The organism is Rhodococcus sp. 5G237 (assembly GCF_053764735.1).
The window spans coordinates 360,576-377,826 of record NZ_JBSNCD010000004.1; the positions used below are offsets into that span (position 1 = coordinate 360,576).

Below are 17,251 nucleotides of genomic sequence, written 5' to 3' on the forward strand. Positions count from 1 at the left end.
ATGATGTGCTCTCACGTTCGATTCCGGGCGTCGTGAAAAGAACGGGGATCCGATCCGCCATATCGCTCACCGCCCGGGGATATGACCTGAATCATATATTATGTTTAGCAGTGGCGCGAGGCATAGCGAGAGAAATTTTGGCGCGTGACATCGTGAGCGAGCAGGTCGCAAGTACACGGAACGGCCGGTACGAGGTGCACCGGCCGTTCGAAGTGTGCGCCCCGAGCTGGGACGCGGGGTCGCCCCGACGCTCAGGCACTCACCTCGCCTGCCATCCACGCTCCCCTGTGCTCGAGCGACTCGATCAACCGTGTCGCACCGCTGTCCAGATGCGCTTCCATCAGTGAACGGGCACGACGTGCGTCGCGCCGCCGGAGTGCATCGACCAGCTCGGAATGCTCCTGGCTGGTCGCATCGACGTGACCTTCGATCGTCGCGTAGAAGCGATTCGGAAGTTGTCTCACCATCGAGCCGAGTAGGAGTGCGAGACGACGAGAGTCCGCTGCCAGATTGATCCTGCGGTGGAACTCGTGCCCGAGATGGGCGATGGCGGACTCGTCGCTGCCCTCCACCGCAGTTTCGTACTCTTCGAGCAGTCGCTCGAGGCTCTCGATCTGCTCCGAACTCATCCTCTTCGCCGCACGCGCCGCCAGTTCGCCGGCGAGCTTGCCCTGCGCCCAGAAGAGATCGCGCAGGTCCTGCTCCTCGAAGGGTGCCACGACAAATCCCCGGCGCGGCACGAGTTCGACGAACCCTTCGCTCCGGAGAGTCAGCATGCCTTCACGCACCGGCGTGTTGCTCACCCCGACGGCCTCCGCGATGGGCTCCATCCGGAGGAACTCTCCGGGCTTGACCTCGCCGGAGATGATCAGTTCGCGCACGTAGGAGGCCACCTCCTCGGGAAGTTGCTGGCGCCCGCCTCGACGTTGCACAGTGTTGCCCGAACTTCCCACTGCGTGCCTCCTCTCCTGTAATCCGGATTATGTATCGTACATAAAGTACGTGTAGCGCCATATTTTCGGAAGGCATCGCCCGCTCATACCACCATGCCGGTCACGGCGTCGGAGGTCTTTTCGCCGGTCCGGACGGTACCCTGTGTCAGATCGCGTAGTCGGCGAGAAGCCGCCGACCGATGATCATCTTCTGGATGTCCGACGTTCCTTCACCGATCAGCATGAACGCGGCCTCACGGTAGAGCCGTTCGATCTCGTATTCCTTCGAGTATCCGTAACCACCGTGGATGCGGAAGGACTCCTCGACCACGTCGCTGCAGTACTCGGAGGCAACCATCTTGGCCATTCCGGCCTCGACATCCATCCGATGCCCGGTGTCCTTCAAACGCGCGGCCCGGACCATCATGTTGTGAGCCGTCTCGACCTTGGTCGCCATCTCCGCGATCCTGAAGAGGATCGCCTGGTGCTGCGCGATCGGTTTCCCGAAGGTCTCCCGCTGTTGTGCATACGCAATGCCCAACTCGAATGCCCGCCAAGCGATCCCGCAGGCACGCGCGGCGACGTTGACCCGCCCGACCTCGACACCGTCCATCATGTGGAAGAAGCCCCTGCCCGGTTCTCCACCGAGGATCCGATCGGCCGAGATCCGATGATCGTCCAGGATCAGCTCCGTCGTCTCGATGCCCTTGTAACCCATTTTGTCGATCTTGCCCGGTACCGTGATTCCCTGGGCTGTCCCACCGAAACCGGGTTCCTTCTCCACCAGGAAGGTCGTCAGGTTCCGGTAGACCGAGTCGGACCCCTCGTCGGTTCGGCACAGGACCGCGACGAGTGTGGACGTGCCACCGTTGGTCAACCACATCTTCTGCCCGGTGATCGAATACGAACCGTCGGACTGCTTCACCGCCTTGGTCGAGACCGCGGCGACATCCGATCCCAGACCCGGCTCCGACATCGAGAACGCACCGCGCACCTCGCCGGTCGCCATCCGGGGGAGGTACTTCCGCTTCTGTTCCTCGGTACCGTGCTGCATGAGCATGTAGGCGACTATGAAGTGCGTGTTGATGACACCGGAGACGCTCATCCAGCCCCGGGCGATCTCCTCCACGCACAGGGCGTAGGTCAACAGCGATTCGCCGAGGCCGCCGTATTCCTCGGGGATCATGAGGCCGAAGACGCCGAGTTCCTTCAGCCCCTCGACGATCTCTTCGGGATACTCGTCGGCGTGCTCGAGTTTCTGCGCGACGGGAATGATCCGCTGGTCGGTGAACTCTTTCACCGTCCGGAGGATCTCCTCCTGGACATCGGTCAGCCCTTCGGTGCGGCACAAAGTGGGCACAGTGTCGTTCTCCTTCGATGACGGGTGATCAGTGCAGGTAGGAACTACCGACGGCCGAGGAGAACCGCACGAGCCGGGCGATACTCCCGACTGCTCGCTGTGGGTCCGGATAGGTCGGTACGCCCGCCTCGAGCAATGCGGTCCTGGCACGTCCGCTTCCCCCGGTCCACGACACGAAGAACGGTTTGGTCGTGCTGCTGCGAAGTTTCGCGAGTCGCTCGACGATCTCGTCGATACCGTTCTCCGCATTGCCCATGACGACGAGAACGACGTCGGTGTCCTCGTTGTCGTTGACGATCTGCAGGGTGCGTTCGAGCAACGACAGGTCGTTGATCATGGCTCCCGTGACGTCGATCGGGTTCTTCACCGATCCGAAGTAGGGAAGCTCGTCGGCGAGGGCGGCCCGATCCTCGTCGGAGGCCCAGGTGTCGACGACGAGTCCGGCGCCGACGGCGTAATCCGTCGCCAGCGCACCAGCACCTCCCGACAGGGTGATGATGGTGAGACGTCCGCCCCGAGGACGGCGGCCATCCGCGAAGGACAGTGCCGTATCGGCCAGTTCTTCCATGCTCCCGACGCGGATGGCGCCTTCACCGACCGTTGCGTTCTCGAACGCCTGATCGTCGCCGGCGACACTTCCGGTGTGCGCGGCGACCGCTCTGGCCCCGGGGGCGCTGCGACCGGACTTGAGCAGGATCAACGGCTTGCGCGCATGATTGGCAGCCTTCGACAGCGCGGACAGTGCATCGAGGTCCTGACCGTCCTCGAGATGCCCCAGCAGAAGTTCGACGGAATCATCCTCGACGAGTGCCTTCAGAATCTCCACGACGGTCACGTCGCATCCATTGCCCGGGTTGGCGAAGTAACTGACCCCGAGACCGAGATTGTTCATCGTGGTGAAGGTGAACGTGCCTACCGCACCGCTCTGCGTGACGAGTGCGATCGGAGACACGGGGCGTTCGCTGTCGTCGTCGAAAGCCGTGGAGAACGTCGCGAAGGAACGTGTGGGAGCGCCGAAAGTACCAAGGCAGTTCGGGCCGACGACGCGCATACCGGCCCGGCGCGCGATCGAGACGATTTCCTCCTGCAAGGGCTCCCCGGCTCCACCGATCTCACCGAAACCGGACGCGAAGATGGTGACCGCGCCTACACCGGCACTCGCACAATCGGCGACGGCGGCGCACACGGCCGAGGCGGGAACGACGATGATCGCCAGATCCACCGGGCCGGGTACGTCGGCGATACTGCGGTAGGCGGTGAAGCCCTGCACCTCGTCCCGGTGCGGATTCACCGCATACACCTGTCCCTCGTAGCCGAATTTCTTCAGGTACGCGAGAGGACGCCCCGACAACTTGTCGGGATCCGACGATGCTCCGTAGACGACGATGCTCCTCGGCCGGAAATAGAGGTCGACGATCGATCGAGTCATGAGAACGCCTCGGGACGGAAGACCGGTGCACGCCGTTCACGGTGCGACGCGACACCTTCTCGCACATCCGGCCCACCGAAGCCGAGGAATTCCAGCGCCAACGCGGAATCGAAGATCGGACCGTGCTGGCGGTACCACTGATTGAGCGAGTACTTGGTCCAGCGGATGGCCTCCTGGGCACCACTGCTCAGATCGTCTGCGAGACCCCGCGCCGTCTCCAGCAGCTCGTCGGGTTCGACGCAGAGCGAGACCAGGCCGGCGCGTTCGGCATCGACACCGGAGATCTCCCGGCATGTGAGGAGCAGGTACTTCGACTTCGCCATTCCGCACAGCAACGGCCAGACCGCGGACGCATGGTCCCCGGCGGCCACCCCGAGCCGGGTATGGCCGTCGATGATGCGGGCGGTGGTCGCTGCAACGGAAATGTCGGCCATCAACGCGACGACGAGACCTGCGCCCACGGCCGGGCCGTGAATGGCCGAGATGATCGGCTTGGAGCAGTTGACGATGTTGTAGAACAGGTCGCGGGATTCACGCATGACGCGCATCCGGACGTCGTAGTCCTCGATCTGCGCGTCGATCAGCGCGAAATCCCCGCCGGCGGAGAACGCTTTGCCCTCACCGCGGACGAGCACTGCACGGACTTCCGGATCCGCGTCGAGCACGGGCCAGATGTCGGCGATCTCGGTGTGGGTGTCCTCGTCGACGGCATTCAGGTTGGGACCGTCGAATACGACCTCGACCACTCCCGGCCGGGTCCGCTCGATCCTGAGCCTCTTGAACTGGTCGTACACGTCGGTCATGGCAGGTCCTTTCGGTTCCTGGACAGGTTGTCGTTCCAATCCCGGAGCACCTCCCGGGCGAGGCGCGTTCCGGTGGCGGGCGCCGACGGCCGACGGCCCGGCGTCCGGCTCAACCGTGGAGCAGGCGCAGGATGAAGTGCGCCGCCGATATCGGTGTAGAGCTGGCGTTCGGCGTTGTGCGGGTGCCGTGCGGCTTCGGCGAAGTCGAGCACGGGGGTCACACACGCATCGGTCCCCTCGTAGATCTCGGCCCACTCGTCGCGGGTCCGGGTCGCGATGGTCCGGGTGATGAGTTCACGTAGCCACGGCCACGAATCCGAGTCCTGCTGTTCGGGCCATTCGGTGGTGTCGACGCCGAGACGATCGACGAATTCCCGGTAGAAGTCCGGCTCGAGTGCTCCCAGCGCCAGCCACCGTCCGTCCGCACACCGATAGGTGCCGTAGAACGGTGCTCCACCGTCGAGGAAGTTCGTGCCGGCGTCGTCCGAGAACGAACCCGCGGCACGCAACCCTTGGATGCGGGCCGTGAGTGCAGCGACACCGTCGATCATCGCCGCGTCGATCACCTGACCGTGTCCGGACGACCTCGCTTCGAGGACGGCGCAGACGATCCCGAAGGCTGCGAACGTTCCACCGCCCGCATAGTCCCCCAGAATGTTGACGGGAGGATTGGGATCTTCTCCCCTACGGCGCAACGCGCTCAGGATCCCGGTCTGGGCAACGTAATTGATGTCGTGGCCTGCGGTACGGGACAGAACTCCGTCCTGACCGTAACCCGTCAGCCGCGCGTAGACGAGCTCGGGACGTCGTCGGATCAGTTCCTCCGGGCCAAGCCCGAGACCTTCGACGACGCCGGGACGGAACCCCTCGACGAACACTTCGGCGCGGTCGACCATCGCGAGGAGCTCCTCGCGTCCTGCAGGGCTCTTGAGATCGAGTTCGACGGTGTCGACTCCGCGGTTGGCGATGTCGAACTCCGGTCGTGCCGAACCCGATTGCTCGAGCTTTCTCGCCGGCCGGTGCGAGGGCCGGGCCACTCGCACCACATGGGCTCCCATGTCCGCAAGGAGCATCGAGGCGTAGGGGGTAGGTCCCATACCTGCGAGGACGAGCACCCGCAGTCCGTCGAGAGGTCCGTTCATCGTGATCCTGTTCTTCGTCGTGTTCCGCAACATCGATCGCACCGTTCCGATTCGTCGCCGCGGTGGCGCCGCAGTCGGACCTGCGACGCCACCCCGTTGTTCGGCGGACGGAACGACCGTGGTCGATCAGTACGACTTCGGCAGGTCCAGAACCTTGGTCGAGATGAAGTTCAGGACCATCTCCTGGGAGACCGGAGCGACTTTCAGCAGTCGCGATTCGCGCCAGAATCGCTCTACGTAGTACTCCTTGGCGTAGGAGTAACCGCCCAGGGTCTGCATCGCGCGGTCACAGGCCTGGAAGCCGGCCTCGCTGCCGAGGAACTTCGCCGCGTTCGCCTCGGGACCGCACGGGAGCCGGTCGTCGTACAACCGGGCAGCCTTCATCGCGATCTCCTCTGCGGCCTGCAGGCGGATCCAGGAATCGGCGAGCGGATGTGCCACCGCCTGGTTCTTGCCGATGGGCCGGTCGAACACGACGCGGGTCTTCGCGTACTGCACGGCCTGGTTGAGGGCAGCGCGGCCGAGACCGACCTGCTCCATCGCCACGACGATGCGCTCCGGGTTCAGGCCGTCGAGCAGGTAGTAGAAGCCCTTGCCGACCTCGCCGACGACCTCGTCGTCGGAGACCTCGAGGTTGTCGATGAAGAGCTCGTTCGAGTCGATGGCGGCACGGCCGAGCTTGTCGATCTCCGTCACCGTGATCCGCTCACGGTTCAGGTCGGTGAAGAAGAGGGTCATACCGTCCAGCGGCTTGTCCTCGTTGCGCGGCGAGGTGCGGGCGAGGAGCAGGATGCGCTTGGCGTTCTGGGCGTTGCTGATCCAGACCTTCTGGCCGTTGACGACCCAGCCGCCCTCGGTCTTCTTCGCCCGGGTCGTGATCCGGGAAGTGTCGACACCGGCGGTCGGCTCGGTGACACCGAAGGCGGTGAGCAACTTGCCCTGCGACAGCAGCGGCAGGTATTTCTTCTTCATCTCCTCCGAGCCGTGACGGATGATCGGCCCCGGCGGGAAGATGTAGAAGTGGAGGGCGGAGGCGCCGGACATACCCGCGCCGGACAGTCCCACCTCGTGGAGCATGATGGCCGACTCGACCAGGCCGAGTCCCAGTCCGCCGTACTCCTCGGGCACCATCGCCCCGAGCCAGCCCGCTTCGGCGAAAGCGTTGACGAACTCCCACGGGTACTTGTGGTTCTTGTCCTTGTCGCGCCAGTACTCGAGGTCGAACTTGCTCGCGAGTTCGCGGACGGACTTGCGGATCAGTTCGAGATCGCTCGGATCTGAGGTCATCGCTGTACTCCTGTTTCTTCGTGGGTGGGGATGTCTTCGAGAGGTGTGGCCGGATCGAGTGACGACATGTCACCGGCCGGGAGTCCGAGGAATCGCGCCCGGATCGCGCGGCGCATGATCTTGCCGTTCTTGGTCTTCGGAAGTGTTCGGGTCGCGTACAGGGTGGGGGCGAAGGAGCGGCCGACGTTGTGCACCGCGGTCGAGAGGATCTCGTCCGTGAGTGGACCGCCGTCCCTGAGGACGATGAACGCCACGACGCGCTGGCCCCGCTGTGGATCGGGTACACCGACGACGGCCGCTTCGGCGATCCTCGGATCCTTCAGCAGCGATGCTTCGAGTTCCGCAGGGCCGACCCGCCGGCCCGACACCTTGATGGTGTCGTCGGATCTGCCGTGGATGCGCCACGTGCCGTTCTCGTCGACGCTCGCGAGGTCACCGTGGACCCAGATGTCGGCCCACTTGTTCCAGTACGTCTCGAGGTAACGATCCCGATCACGCCAGAACGCGTGCGTCATGCCCGGCCAGGTGTTGCGGACGACCAACTCGCCCACCTGTCCGATGGCGGGTTCGCCGTTCTCGTCCGCCACCGCGACATCCATGCCCGGCAGTGGACCGTTGAATCCGGCTGCATCACTGGGCAGGAACGGATAGCTGACGAGAATGCCGCCGCCGACCTCGGTTCCCCCGCTGTAGTTGATGATCGGACGCCGACTTCCACCGACCGTGTCGAACAACCAGTGCCAGGTGGGCGAATCCCAGGCCTCTCCTGTCGAGGCGAAGGACCGCAGACTCGTCAGGTCACCGAAGTCCTCGAGTCCGGATGCCATCACGGCCCGGGCAGCGGTCGGTGCGATGCCCTGGAAGGTGACCCGGTTCCGTTCGATGATGTCGAACAGTCGCGAGTTCGTCGGGTAGGTGGGTACGCCCTCGGTCAGGACGAGAGTCGCACCGACCTGCAGTCCCCCGACGATCAACATCGGCCCGAGCATCCAGCCCATGTCCGCGATCCAGGCGACGACGTCGTCGTCGTGAATGTCGAATCCGTAGGCGAAGTCCACTCCGGCCTTGACAGCGAAACCGGCGTGGGACAACACGATTCCCTTGGGCGCTCCGGTGGTCCCCGAGGTGTAGATGAGTGTGAGCGGGGTGTCGGACCCGACCTCGCGGGTCTCGACGGGAGCAGGTTCGGGGTCGAGTTCGTCCCAGTAGATATCGCGTTCACGACTTGTGGCCTCGCCGTCGTCGAGGTGCCGGACGACGACCACCTTGCGGATCGTCGGGCACATGTCGACGGCTTCGTCGGCTGTGACCTTCAGGCCCACGCGGCTTCCTCGACGGGTCGTCCCGTCGGCGGTGACCAGTACGACCGCTTCCGACTCGCGGATCCTCATCGCGAGTGCCTCGGCACCGTATCCGGTGAAGGCGGGCACCGAGATCGCACCGATCGCAGCGCATCCGAGGAACGCGACGACGGCTTCGGGCACCACGGGGAGGAAGAGGACCACCCGGTCCCCCGCCTCGACCCCCAGGGTGACCAGATTCGCTGCGAATCGCCGGACCTCACGGTCGAGCTCCGCGAAAGTCATACTCCGGCGTTGACCGAGATCTCCCTCGTACACGACGGCGTCCTTGTCGGCGAGAGGTCCCGTGGCGTGCCGATGCGAGCACAGGCGCGCGACGTTGATCTCGCCGCCGACGAACCAGCCTGGAAACGCCTTGCCTGCGCTGTCGTCGCACACTGCAGAGAAGGGTTGCGAGAATTCGATATCCAGGTCGGTGACGACGGCACGCCAGAACCACTCCGGATCCTCGAGAGACGCCTTGTGCAGGCTAGCAAGGTCCTCGAATCCCCATCGTTCGGCTGCCGCGAGCAATCGGCTCCGGGAGACGGTCTCCAGGTCGGGCTGCCAGGCTGCAGCCGGTGATGCACCGAAACCGGTCCAGTGGCGTGCCGTTGTCACTACGATGCCTTTCTCTCAGTTCGTGGCGGCGGCGACGGCAGAGCCGGCGACCGGACGGGCGTCGCGCTTGAGCATCAGGCCGGCGCGGTCGCACTGGCAGACGATCTCGTCGCGCTGGTTCAGGGCGATGTGACGGAAGAAGACGATGCCGGAGTCGTCGCGGCTCTTGGACTCCCGCTTGTCGAGGATCTCCGTCCGGATGCGCACGGTGTCGCCGTGGAACAGCGGCTTGGGGAACTTGACCTCGGAGAAGCCGAGGTTGCCCAGTGTGGTGCCCTGCGTGAGCTCCTGCATCGAGATGCCGCCCACCAGTCCCAGTGTGAAGAGGCTGTTCATGAGGCGCTGACCGTAGATGCTGTCCTTGCTGTACTCCGCGTCGAGGTGCAGCGGAGCCAGGTTGAGGGTGAGAGCGGAGAACAGGACGTTGTCCATCTCGGTGACGGTGCGTCGCGTCGCGTGCTCGATGATCGTGCCGGGTTCGAACTCTTCGAAGTACAGGCCTGCCATGACGGATTCCTCTCGGTGGTGGTGTGTTCGGTGTTCTGTGGCCGGTTCAGCCGGCCACGCGCTCGGTGATGAGCTGGTTGTAGGCCAGAACCTCGCGGGCGGTCTTGATGTGGGCGTAGTCGACGTGCATTCCCTCGTATCGGACCGCTGCAGCGCCGTCGGCGACTGCAGCGTCGAAGGCGTCGATCATCCCCTGGTAGAAGTCCACCTCGAACTTCGACGGGCTGAAGATCTCGTTCGCCAGCGCGACGTGCGAGGGATGGATGAGGACCTGTCCCCGGAAGCCGAGTTCCCTGTTCTGGATGAAGTGGTTCCGAGCCCCTTCGGTGTCCTCGAGGTCCTGCCACACCCCGACGATCGGGAAGTCGAGGCCGTTGGACCTGCAGGCGAGCACGGCACGGCTGCGCAGGTAGATGGTCTCGAGACCGCCCGGGGTGAACTGGAAGCCGATCGAGCGCGAGACATCGGCATCGCGGGCGGTGCCGGCAAAGAGGGTGGCGACACGCGGAAGGGCAGCCATGGCCTCGCATTCCGCGTATGCCTCTGCGGTCTCGAGGTCGACGATGATCTCGACACTGCCCGGCTCGACGCCGTTCTTGATCTCGAAGTGCGAGATCAGTGCCGACAGACTCACGACGTCGTCGCGGCCGAATACCTTCGGCAACACGATTCCGTCGAGACCCGGTACGACGACAGCCGCGAGGTCGTCACCGGTCAGCCCCGTGTCCAGCGAGTTGACTCGGACGTACAGGCCGACGGTGTCGTTGGTTTCGCGTACCCGGCGGATGGACTCGGCGGCAACGGGCCTCGCTTCGTCCTTGAGATCCACCGGAACCGAATCCTCGAGGTCGATGATCAGGCCGTCCGCGCCGGCGGCGATGGCCTTCTCGGTCCAGTTCCCGCGGTGCGCGGGGACGAACAGAATTGAACGCATGGGTTTCATCAGAGACTCCAGTCCGAAGGGATTTGTCGGTGGATGACTGCGGTTCGGTCGGAGAGGTGATCACTCTCGCCGCGCCCCGATCTACACATAATATATTATGTTATTTTCTTACCGCCAGTACTTCGCGGAATTTTTTCTCGAGATATCGGGGAAGGCGCTATCCCAGGGTTCCGTAACCGCAGTCGACGGGCAGAACGACCCCGGTGAGAGCGGATCCGGCCTTGGATGCCAGGAAGATCGCCGCACCGACGAGGTCGTCGTCCTCGACGAAGCGGCCGAGAGGAATCGGAGCGAGCAGAGGGTCGGCCCCCTCGAGTTCGATGGCGCGCTCGAGCATCTCGCTCCGGTAGCGCCCAGGTGCGATCACGTTCACGGTCACCTGATCCGAGGCCAGCTGTGCTGCAAGGTGCTTGCTCAGTTGATGAACTGCGGCCTTCGACGAGGAGTACGCGTAGGTCTCGTGATCGGGCACCCGGAAACCTGCGATGGAACCGATGTTGACGACACGCGCCGGCGATTCCACAGAGGCGGAGGCCTTCAACATCCCGAGCAACGACTGGACGAGGAAGAACGTTCCCTTGACGTTGAGATCGAAGACCTTGGTCCATCCCGATTCGGGATATTCCGCAAGTGGTTGTGTCCAGATCGTTCCGGCATTGTTCACCAGGACGTCCACGCGCGACTCCCGCGCAGCGAGCCGCGCGGCGAAGTCCTTGCACCCTTCTGCGTTTCCGAGATCTGCCGGGATGGAGACACATTCGCCCCACTCGGACAGTTCCCGAGCGGTCGCGTCGCACACCTGCGCATCACGTGCACAGATGTACGTACGTGCGCCGGCCTGTACGAAGCCACGGGCGATCGCTCGGCCGATACCGCGACTACCACCGGTGACGACGACGATCTTGCCCGATACGTCGTACAGATCCCTTGACGGTCGATCCCGCACAGCCTTCCTCCGATCGGTGTCGATGGAATCCACGCTCAGTGGTTGAGCGGGGTGGGAGAGGCTGTCAATTGCAGTTCGTGTGTCCAGGCAGAGGGGTCCTGGCGGTAGAGATAGACGAATGCGTCCGCGATGCTTGCCGGGCTCATGAGTGCGTCCACGTTGTCGCGGAACTGCGGGAGGGCGCGTGTACCCGGCGAGTCGATGAATCCGTCCACCACCACGTTGGCAACGTGCACGCCGTGTTCCGAGTATTCCTCCGTCAACGCCTGTGACAGTGCCCGCATCATCGTCCGGGGGTAGTACAGCGACTCGCCCGTCCGACGCTTACGGCCACGCAGGGAGTACTGGTTGTTCGAGAAGAGCACGGCACCGTGTCCCCGCTCCCGCATGGCTCCGAGAACTTCGCGCACGACGAGAAACGTCCCACGGCAAGCTATGTCGATTGCAGTCTCGAAGAGGTCAGGGGGGAAGTTCTCCATGAGCTCCTGTTCCGGAGGCAGAGCACGTCCCGCCATGTACCCGGCGTTGTAGATGAGCACCTCCGGATCACCGAAGGTCGCTCGGATCTCCCCGAAGACTCGCGAGATCGACAGCGGATCGCTCACATCCAGTTCTACGGGAGCGCACTGTCCCCCCTCATTGCGGATCGCCGAGACCAGAGAGTCGGCATTGCTCAGCTTTCGGGTGGTCGGGACGACGAAGTGCTTCTCGCGTGCGAACTTCAGCGCGAGTGCGCCACCCAGTCCCCATCGGGAGTCGGTGGGGATGTCGTCCCCCGAGAGTGTCTGCCCGTGAGCCAGAAGTGTGTTCGGACCGTCGGCCTGCCACTTCGACGTGGCCCCGACGATCACGGTCACAGGCAAGCCGTCGGGGTTTCCTACCGCCTCGTGTCCCGAGGTCGTTCCTTGTGTCGCCATGCATTCGGCCTTTCGTCCGGATGACGACGGTGGCCGTGCGATCGTGCCGATTCGTGATCACTTCTCGCAGCGATCCCCGACTCGGCCGGGTCACCGTCGACCCTCATGATGATGGCCGTCACATTACACACAATATATTATGTTGGCAATGATTCGAGGGCGCGGAGGGCGTGACGTCAGCACTCGCACGCCGAAATGCCCTGATCAGAGCCATCGGAATGCGTCTGTCGCGCCAGGAGGACTCGATGAACAACGCTCGCGTTATCCCCTTGTTCAAACCGATCGCATGGTTGATCGCATCCCCGGTCATAATCCTCGACCGCTTGCTCACCACCGACCCCGCGAGCCTCCCGGCACGTGTCGAAGGGAGCGACGGTTGAAGACGAAATCGGAACGTCGACATCGACCCGGCCACCGGATCGATATACATCTGCTCCGTTACTTCCTGGCCGTGGTCGAAGCCGGCAACATCACGAGGGCAGCCGAGTCGCTCTATCTGGCGCAGCCGTCGCTGTCACAGGCGATTCGCGGATTGGAAAAACGAATCGGGGCCGCCCTCTTCGACCGATCCGTCCATCCGATCCGTCTGACCCCGGCGGGTAAGAGGTTCGTGCCGGTTGCACGCGGCCTCCTGTCGGATCTGGACGCGGCTCGCGCCGCAGTGCACGCCGTACAGGAACTCCGGACGGGAAGACTACGGATCGCGACCCACGCCGCGTTCTCCGTCGATCCCATGATCGAACTGATCAGGAGGTTCAATGCTGCACACCCCCACATCCTGATCGACATCCTTGCAGCCGAGAACTCCGAAGCCGCAAGGGAATTGGTTCGTCGAGGAACTGCGGAGCTTGCGCTCGGATACGGGAGGGTCCGCGCGGGAGGCCTTTCCGCGATTCCGTTGGAACCTCACGAGATAGTAGTTGCTGCTGTTCCGAGTCTGATCGATTCGCTGCCCTCACGACTCCCCCGGCCGACGGCCTCCGAGATCCCTCTCGTTCTCGATACCGGGGACTGCGGAGCCGAATCTCTGCTCCGTCGGCTGGGAACCGACGAGAAACAACCCTGGGTTGTGGCGACGTGCACCAATCCGAGAGCGCTGTGGGGTCTGGTCGGCCGAGGAACGGGTGCCGCTCTCCTGTCGCGTCGGGTTGCGGAGACCTATGTTCCGGGCACGAGAACCCTGTCGCTCGATCCACCCCTGTTCCGCACACCCACACTGTTCACCCGATCCGACTATCTCTCCGCTGCCGCCGAGGCCTTCGTCCGCCTCGCGACACGGAACGACGAAGAGAGCGGCACCTGATGGAGATCCGGCACATCGAGTACTTCCTCGCCATCGTCGACCAGGGCAACGTCGTTGCGGCCGCACGCGAGCTCGACATCGCACAACCCACCGTGTCGCAGGCGATCAGAGCGCTCGAACGAGAACTCGGCACTTCCCTGTTCCATCGTGCCGAGCGAGGTCTGACGCCGACCCCGGCAGGTCGTGCCCTGATCGGTCCCGGCCGTCGGCTCGTGCGCAACGCGCTGAGCTGGCCGGACACCCTGGCGTCGAGCCCGGACGATCTTCACGGAAGGCTCGATATCGCGGTCTTCCCACCTCTTGCCGACTCTGTGCTGGAAGTCTTCGCACAGTTCTGCGAGCGGTACCCGCACGTAGAGCTTCGCCTGTCGGACATGCATGACGACCAACCGTGGGCGACGGACATCATCCGCAACGGCCGAGTCGATGCCATGGTGATGCACCTTCCCGCTCCGGACGACAACCTGGCGGTACTTCCCCTCGGCGAACAGCAGTACGTCGCGGTCTACCCGCCGGGTACCGAACTGCCACCCGGTCCGGTGGACCTCGCCGCCCTTCCCGACCATCCGATGGTGTTCGTTCCCGAAGCCCACACGCTCACCCGCGACGTCGCCAAGAGGATGCGGTCGCGGGGAGTCCGTCCGCGTGTGGCTGCTCTGACCGAACACAGGGAGACCCTCATTCCTCTCGTCGCCGCCGGCCTCGGCGGTGCCATCGTGGACCATCGGATGGTCGACTCCGAGAACGACCTCGTCGTCCGACCGATCCATCCCCCGGTGATACGTCGGTTCGGTGTCGTCTACGACGAGGCCCGTCTCGCGCCCGTTGCCGAGGCGTTCCTCGAGGTTGTTCGGGGAACGGCCTCGGCTGCGGACCGGGACCTCGTCACTGCAGAAGGCGCTTCCTGTCCCGGACCGGATCGACAGCGAGGATCGCAGCCAGAGCACATAGTGCCGATACCAGGCCGATGAGCTGGAAGGCGGTGGTGTATCCGTCGACCTTCGTCGCGGCGGCATCGACGAGGAGTCCGGTCGCCCACGGTGCGATGACGCCACCGATGGATTGGATCGCAAGGAACGCACCGAGCGTGCCCGCGATCTGGGCCGGTGGGCAGGTCTCGACGACGGCGGTGTTCATCAACGGGAAGATCGCGATGACGAATCCGTACGCCAGGGATACGGCGGCCACGGCCAGAGGCGCCGAACCGAGCCACGGCAGGCTCAACAGCAACGCACCGCTGACGACCACGCCCGCACACGGTGCAACGACCCGCACCGCCCGAACGGACCATCCACGTGAGAGGGCACGGTCGCTGAGGAAGGAACCGCCGAGGACCGTCACCAGCCCGATGAGGCTCGGGAGGGAGAACAAGGCGCCGGACTGCAGACGCGAGTATCCGAGACCGGTCTCGAAGTAGGACGGCAGCCACGTGAGTACCACCGTGACGAGCATGTAGGACGTGACTACCACGAGGGCACACATGACGAAGGTCCGAGACGTGAACAGACGCAGCCACGGCACGGCCGGTGCGTCGGAGCGCCCGGCGACGACCGTTCCTTTCTGTGAGGAGACGAACGGGCCCGGTCGCCAGGTGAGCAGCCAGGGGACGCACCACACCACGGTCGTGGCCGTGAGCACGACAATGGTCATCCGCCATCCGTAGTTGGCGAGGATGACCGCCATTGCAGGTACGACTGCGATCTTCGCCAACGCCGTACCCGACGTGATGAACGCTCCGGGAAGCCCGCGGCGCGCCGGAGGGTGCCATGAGTATGCGGCCGCGTGGACCAGCGCCAGGGTGGGGCCCTCGGTGAAGCCCAAAAGCACCCGGCTCAACAGCAGGACCAGGAACGAGGCCCACAGCACGAGCGGAAGCATCACCGCGCCCCAGGCGACAGCAAGAATCACGAGTGCCCACCGCAGGCTCATCATCCGCGTGATCGGACCGGCAAGGAAGCCGCCGACCGTGTAGGCGAGGAAGAACATGCTTCCGGCGAGACCGAGCTGGGACGAGCTCAGACCCAGCTCCTCAGCCAGAGGCTGCGCGATGAGTCCGAAGATCGCCTTGTCGGCAGAGTTCAGAATGTAGAGCACTACCAGGAGACCGGTGAGTCCCCAGGCGGTGCGACGACCACCCGAGCCGGAGGACAGCAGGGATTCGTCGTCCGACGGCGCCGTGGCGCTCGTACTGGGCACAGCTACAGCCATAGCGGAAGAGCTCCTCCTTGTTCGATATGACCGCCGCCTCGGATAGTGAATGGCGCGTGTCACAACAAGTAGGTCATCTCCGTCACAGTCGGGCAACCGGCGACAGTGAATACACACCTGTGGCAGTTCCTATAACTCCAGGTCATTCCATGGAGACCCCGTACACCTGCTCGAGATGGCGCACCACCGCCATCTGATCCACGCCCGGCTCCAGTGCTTCGACGGCGGCGTTCCACATCTGCCCGATCGCTTCCCCGAGCACGGGGCTGATGCCCTGGTCGTGGGCGAGGTCGAGTGCAATCCCGACGTCCTTGCGCATCAGCGCCGCCGCGAACCCCGAATCGAAGGTGCGGGAGAGCACGAACTTCTCGTACTTCGTCTCGGTGGCCTGGTTGCGACCGCTGCCGGCATTGAAGACCGAGAGCAGGGTCGCCGGGTCGATCCCGAACTTCTTTCCGACCAACAGGGCCTCCGCGGCGACGAGCACGTTGTTCGCCGCGAGGAGGTTGTTCAGCGCCTTGGCGGCATGACCCGATCCGACGGGTCCGACCCGGATGATCTCGCTGCCCGTCTCCTGCAGCAGCGGCGTCACCCCGTCGACCACGGTGGCGTCGCCCCCGGCCATCACGGCGAGGGTGCCCTGCTCGGCGCGCGCGACGCCACCGCTCACGGGAGCGTCGACGAGGCGCACGCCCTTCTCCGCTGCGATCTCGGCGAGACGTTGCGTGCGGGTCGGCACGCTCGAGCCCATGTCGACGATGACCGAACCCGGTCGCAGGTGCTGCAGCAGACCGTCCTCGGACAGCACGACGGAATCGACGATGTCGCTCGTGGGCAACATGAGGACGACGACGTCGCACTCGGCGAAGTCCTCGGTACCGCCTGCACCGACGGCGGTGGGGTGCTCGTCGACGAACCGCTGTTGAGCGGCGGGATCCGCGTCGCGCACGATCAGGTTCCGGCCGCCGCGGACGAAGTTCCGGGCGATGGGGCGTCCCATCGCGCCGAGACCGATATGGCCCACGGTCCTGAGGGTCACCGGCGCACTCCGGTCGCTCATGCGTCCTCCTCCGTCGTCTCGTCGGCCTGCAGCGGGCCGAGTTCCTCGACGAGGACCTGCTGCACGACGCGCATCGCCGCGATGCCCGCGGGGCATCCGACATACGCCGTCGCGTGAACCACCGCCTCGGAGATCTCCCTCCGCGACAATCCGTTCCGGATGCCGGTGCGGACGTGGGTGGCGAGTTCGTTGTGCTGTCCGAGCGCGATCAGCAACGAGATGGTCACGAGCGACCGGTCGCGGCGCTCGAGACCGTCCCGGGTCCACACGCCACCCCAGACGAATTCGCTGACGTACTCCTGCAGTCCCTCACCGTCGGTGCCGGCATTGCGCGACAGCGCGGCGTCGACGTACTCGTCGCCGAGAACGTCGCGACGTACCGCGAGCCCGGAGTCGAGGACCGTCCGGTGCGCCGCCTGCACGGCATCGTCGAGCGCGACCTGTGTTGTCATC

The 17,251-nt window shown here is 64.6% G+C and carries 15 protein-coding genes and 1 pseudogene; 2 read left to right on the forward strand and 14 right to left on the reverse strand.

Going from position 1 to position 17,251, the window contains the following annotated elements:
* Nucleotides 1-251: 251 nt before the first annotated feature.
* The 11 genes and pseudogenes from ACWPOC_RS11095 to ACWPOC_RS11145 form a co-directional block, all read right to left on the reverse strand.
* The gene (locus tag ACWPOC_RS11095) at nt 252-953 is read right to left on the reverse strand and encodes a GntR family transcriptional regulator (protein ID WP_220659974.1); all 702 of its coding nucleotides are present in this window, start codon (nt 951-953) and stop codon (nt 252-254) included.
* A 145-nt stretch (nt 954-1,098) separates the two neighbouring features.
* Nucleotides 1,099-2,292 (reverse strand): acyl-CoA dehydrogenase family protein, encoded by a 1,194-nt coding sequence (locus ACWPOC_RS11100; protein WP_120280494.1) that lies wholly within the window; start codon nt 2,290-2,292, stop codon nt 1,099-1,101.
* Between the two features lie 28 nt (nt 2,293-2,320).
* Nucleotides 2,321-3,721 (reverse strand): CoA-binding protein, encoded by a 1,401-nt coding sequence (locus ACWPOC_RS11105; protein ID WP_120280495.1) that lies wholly within the window; start codon nt 3,719-3,721, stop codon nt 2,321-2,323.
* Nucleotides 3,718-4,524 carry an enoyl-CoA hydratase/isomerase family protein gene (locus ACWPOC_RS11110; protein ID WP_120280496.1) on the reverse strand — a complete coding sequence of 269 codons (807 nt, stop codon included), beginning with the start codon at nt 4,522-4,524 and terminating at the stop codon, nt 3,718-3,720. Before ACWPOC_RS11110 ends, ACWPOC_RS11105 begins: the two co-directional genes overlap by 4 nt.
* The gene (locus ACWPOC_RS11115; protein ID WP_455408632.1) at nt 4,521-5,666 is read right to left on the reverse strand and encodes a CaiB/BaiF CoA transferase family protein; all 1,146 of its coding nucleotides are present in this window, start codon (nt 5,664-5,666) and stop codon (nt 4,521-4,523) included. Before ACWPOC_RS11115 ends, ACWPOC_RS11110 begins: the two co-directional genes overlap by 4 nt.
* Before the next feature lie 126 nt (nt 5,667-5,792).
* Nucleotides 5,793-6,953 carry an acyl-CoA dehydrogenase family protein gene (locus tag ACWPOC_RS11120; RefSeq protein ID WP_120280497.1) on the reverse strand — a complete coding sequence of 387 codons (1,161 nt, stop codon included), beginning with the start codon at nt 6,951-6,953 and terminating at the stop codon, nt 5,793-5,795.
* Complete coding sequence (locus tag ACWPOC_RS11125; RefSeq protein WP_183070579.1) at nt 6,950-8,914, reverse strand: AMP-binding protein; 1,965 nt, start codon at nt 8,912-8,914, stop codon at nt 6,950-6,952. The genes ACWPOC_RS11120 and ACWPOC_RS11125 overlap by 4 nt, the downstream gene beginning before the upstream one ends.
* Before the next feature lie 15 nt (nt 8,915-8,929).
* Nucleotides 8,930-9,463: pseudogene (locus ACWPOC_RS11130) on the reverse strand (MaoC family dehydratase); the annotation flags it as partial.
* Between the two features lie 4 nt (nt 9,464-9,467).
* The gene (locus ACWPOC_RS11135; RefSeq protein ID WP_120280499.1) at nt 9,468-10,364 is read right to left on the reverse strand and encodes an HpcH/HpaI aldolase/citrate lyase family protein; all 897 of its coding nucleotides are present in this window, start codon (nt 10,362-10,364) and stop codon (nt 9,468-9,470) included.
* Between the two features lie 157 nt (nt 10,365-10,521).
* A complete protein-coding gene (locus tag ACWPOC_RS11140; protein ID WP_120283709.1) occupies nt 10,522-11,310 on the reverse strand; it encodes an SDR family NAD(P)-dependent oxidoreductase in 789 nt (262 codons plus the stop codon).
* Between the two features lie 35 nt (nt 11,311-11,345).
* Nucleotides 11,346-12,227 (reverse strand): SDR family NAD(P)-dependent oxidoreductase, encoded by an 882-nt coding sequence (locus ACWPOC_RS11145; RefSeq protein ID WP_120280500.1) that lies wholly within the window; start codon nt 12,225-12,227, stop codon nt 11,346-11,348.
* A 148-nt stretch (nt 12,228-12,375) separates the two neighbouring features.
* On the opposite strand from ACWPOC_RS11145, the gene ACWPOC_RS11150 reads away from it, so the two are divergent.
* The gene (locus tag ACWPOC_RS11150; protein WP_455408633.1) at nt 12,376-13,530 is read left to right on the forward strand and encodes a LysR family transcriptional regulator; all 1,155 of its coding nucleotides are present in this window, start codon (nt 12,376-12,378) and stop codon (nt 13,528-13,530) included.
* Nucleotides 13,530-14,501: a LysR family transcriptional regulator gene (locus ACWPOC_RS11155; RefSeq protein WP_455408634.1), complete on the forward strand. Its 972-nt coding sequence runs from the start codon at nt 13,530-13,532 to the stop codon at nt 14,499-14,501. Before ACWPOC_RS11150 ends, ACWPOC_RS11155 begins: the two co-directional genes overlap by 1 nt.
* Here the strand turns inward: ACWPOC_RS11155 and ACWPOC_RS11160 are convergent.
* The 3 genes from ACWPOC_RS11160 to ACWPOC_RS11170 all read right to left on the reverse strand — a co-directional run bounded on the left by ACWPOC_RS11160 (nt 14,416) and on the right by ACWPOC_RS11170 (nt 17,250).
* Complete coding sequence (locus ACWPOC_RS11160; RefSeq protein WP_120280503.1) at nt 14,416-15,738, reverse strand: MFS transporter; 1,323 nt, start codon at nt 15,736-15,738, stop codon at nt 14,416-14,418. The genes ACWPOC_RS11155 and ACWPOC_RS11160 overlap by 86 nt on opposite strands.
* Before the next feature lie 142 nt (nt 15,739-15,880).
* The gene (locus ACWPOC_RS11165) at nt 15,881-16,798 is read right to left on the reverse strand and encodes an NAD(P)-dependent oxidoreductase (protein ID WP_183070582.1); all 918 of its coding nucleotides are present in this window, start codon (nt 16,796-16,798) and stop codon (nt 15,881-15,883) included.
* A complete protein-coding gene (locus ACWPOC_RS11170; protein WP_120280505.1) occupies nt 16,795-17,250 on the reverse strand; it encodes a carboxymuconolactone decarboxylase family protein in 456 nt (151 codons plus the stop codon). Before ACWPOC_RS11170 ends, ACWPOC_RS11165 begins: the two co-directional genes overlap by 4 nt.
* Between the last annotated feature and the right edge of the window lies 1 nt (nt 17,251).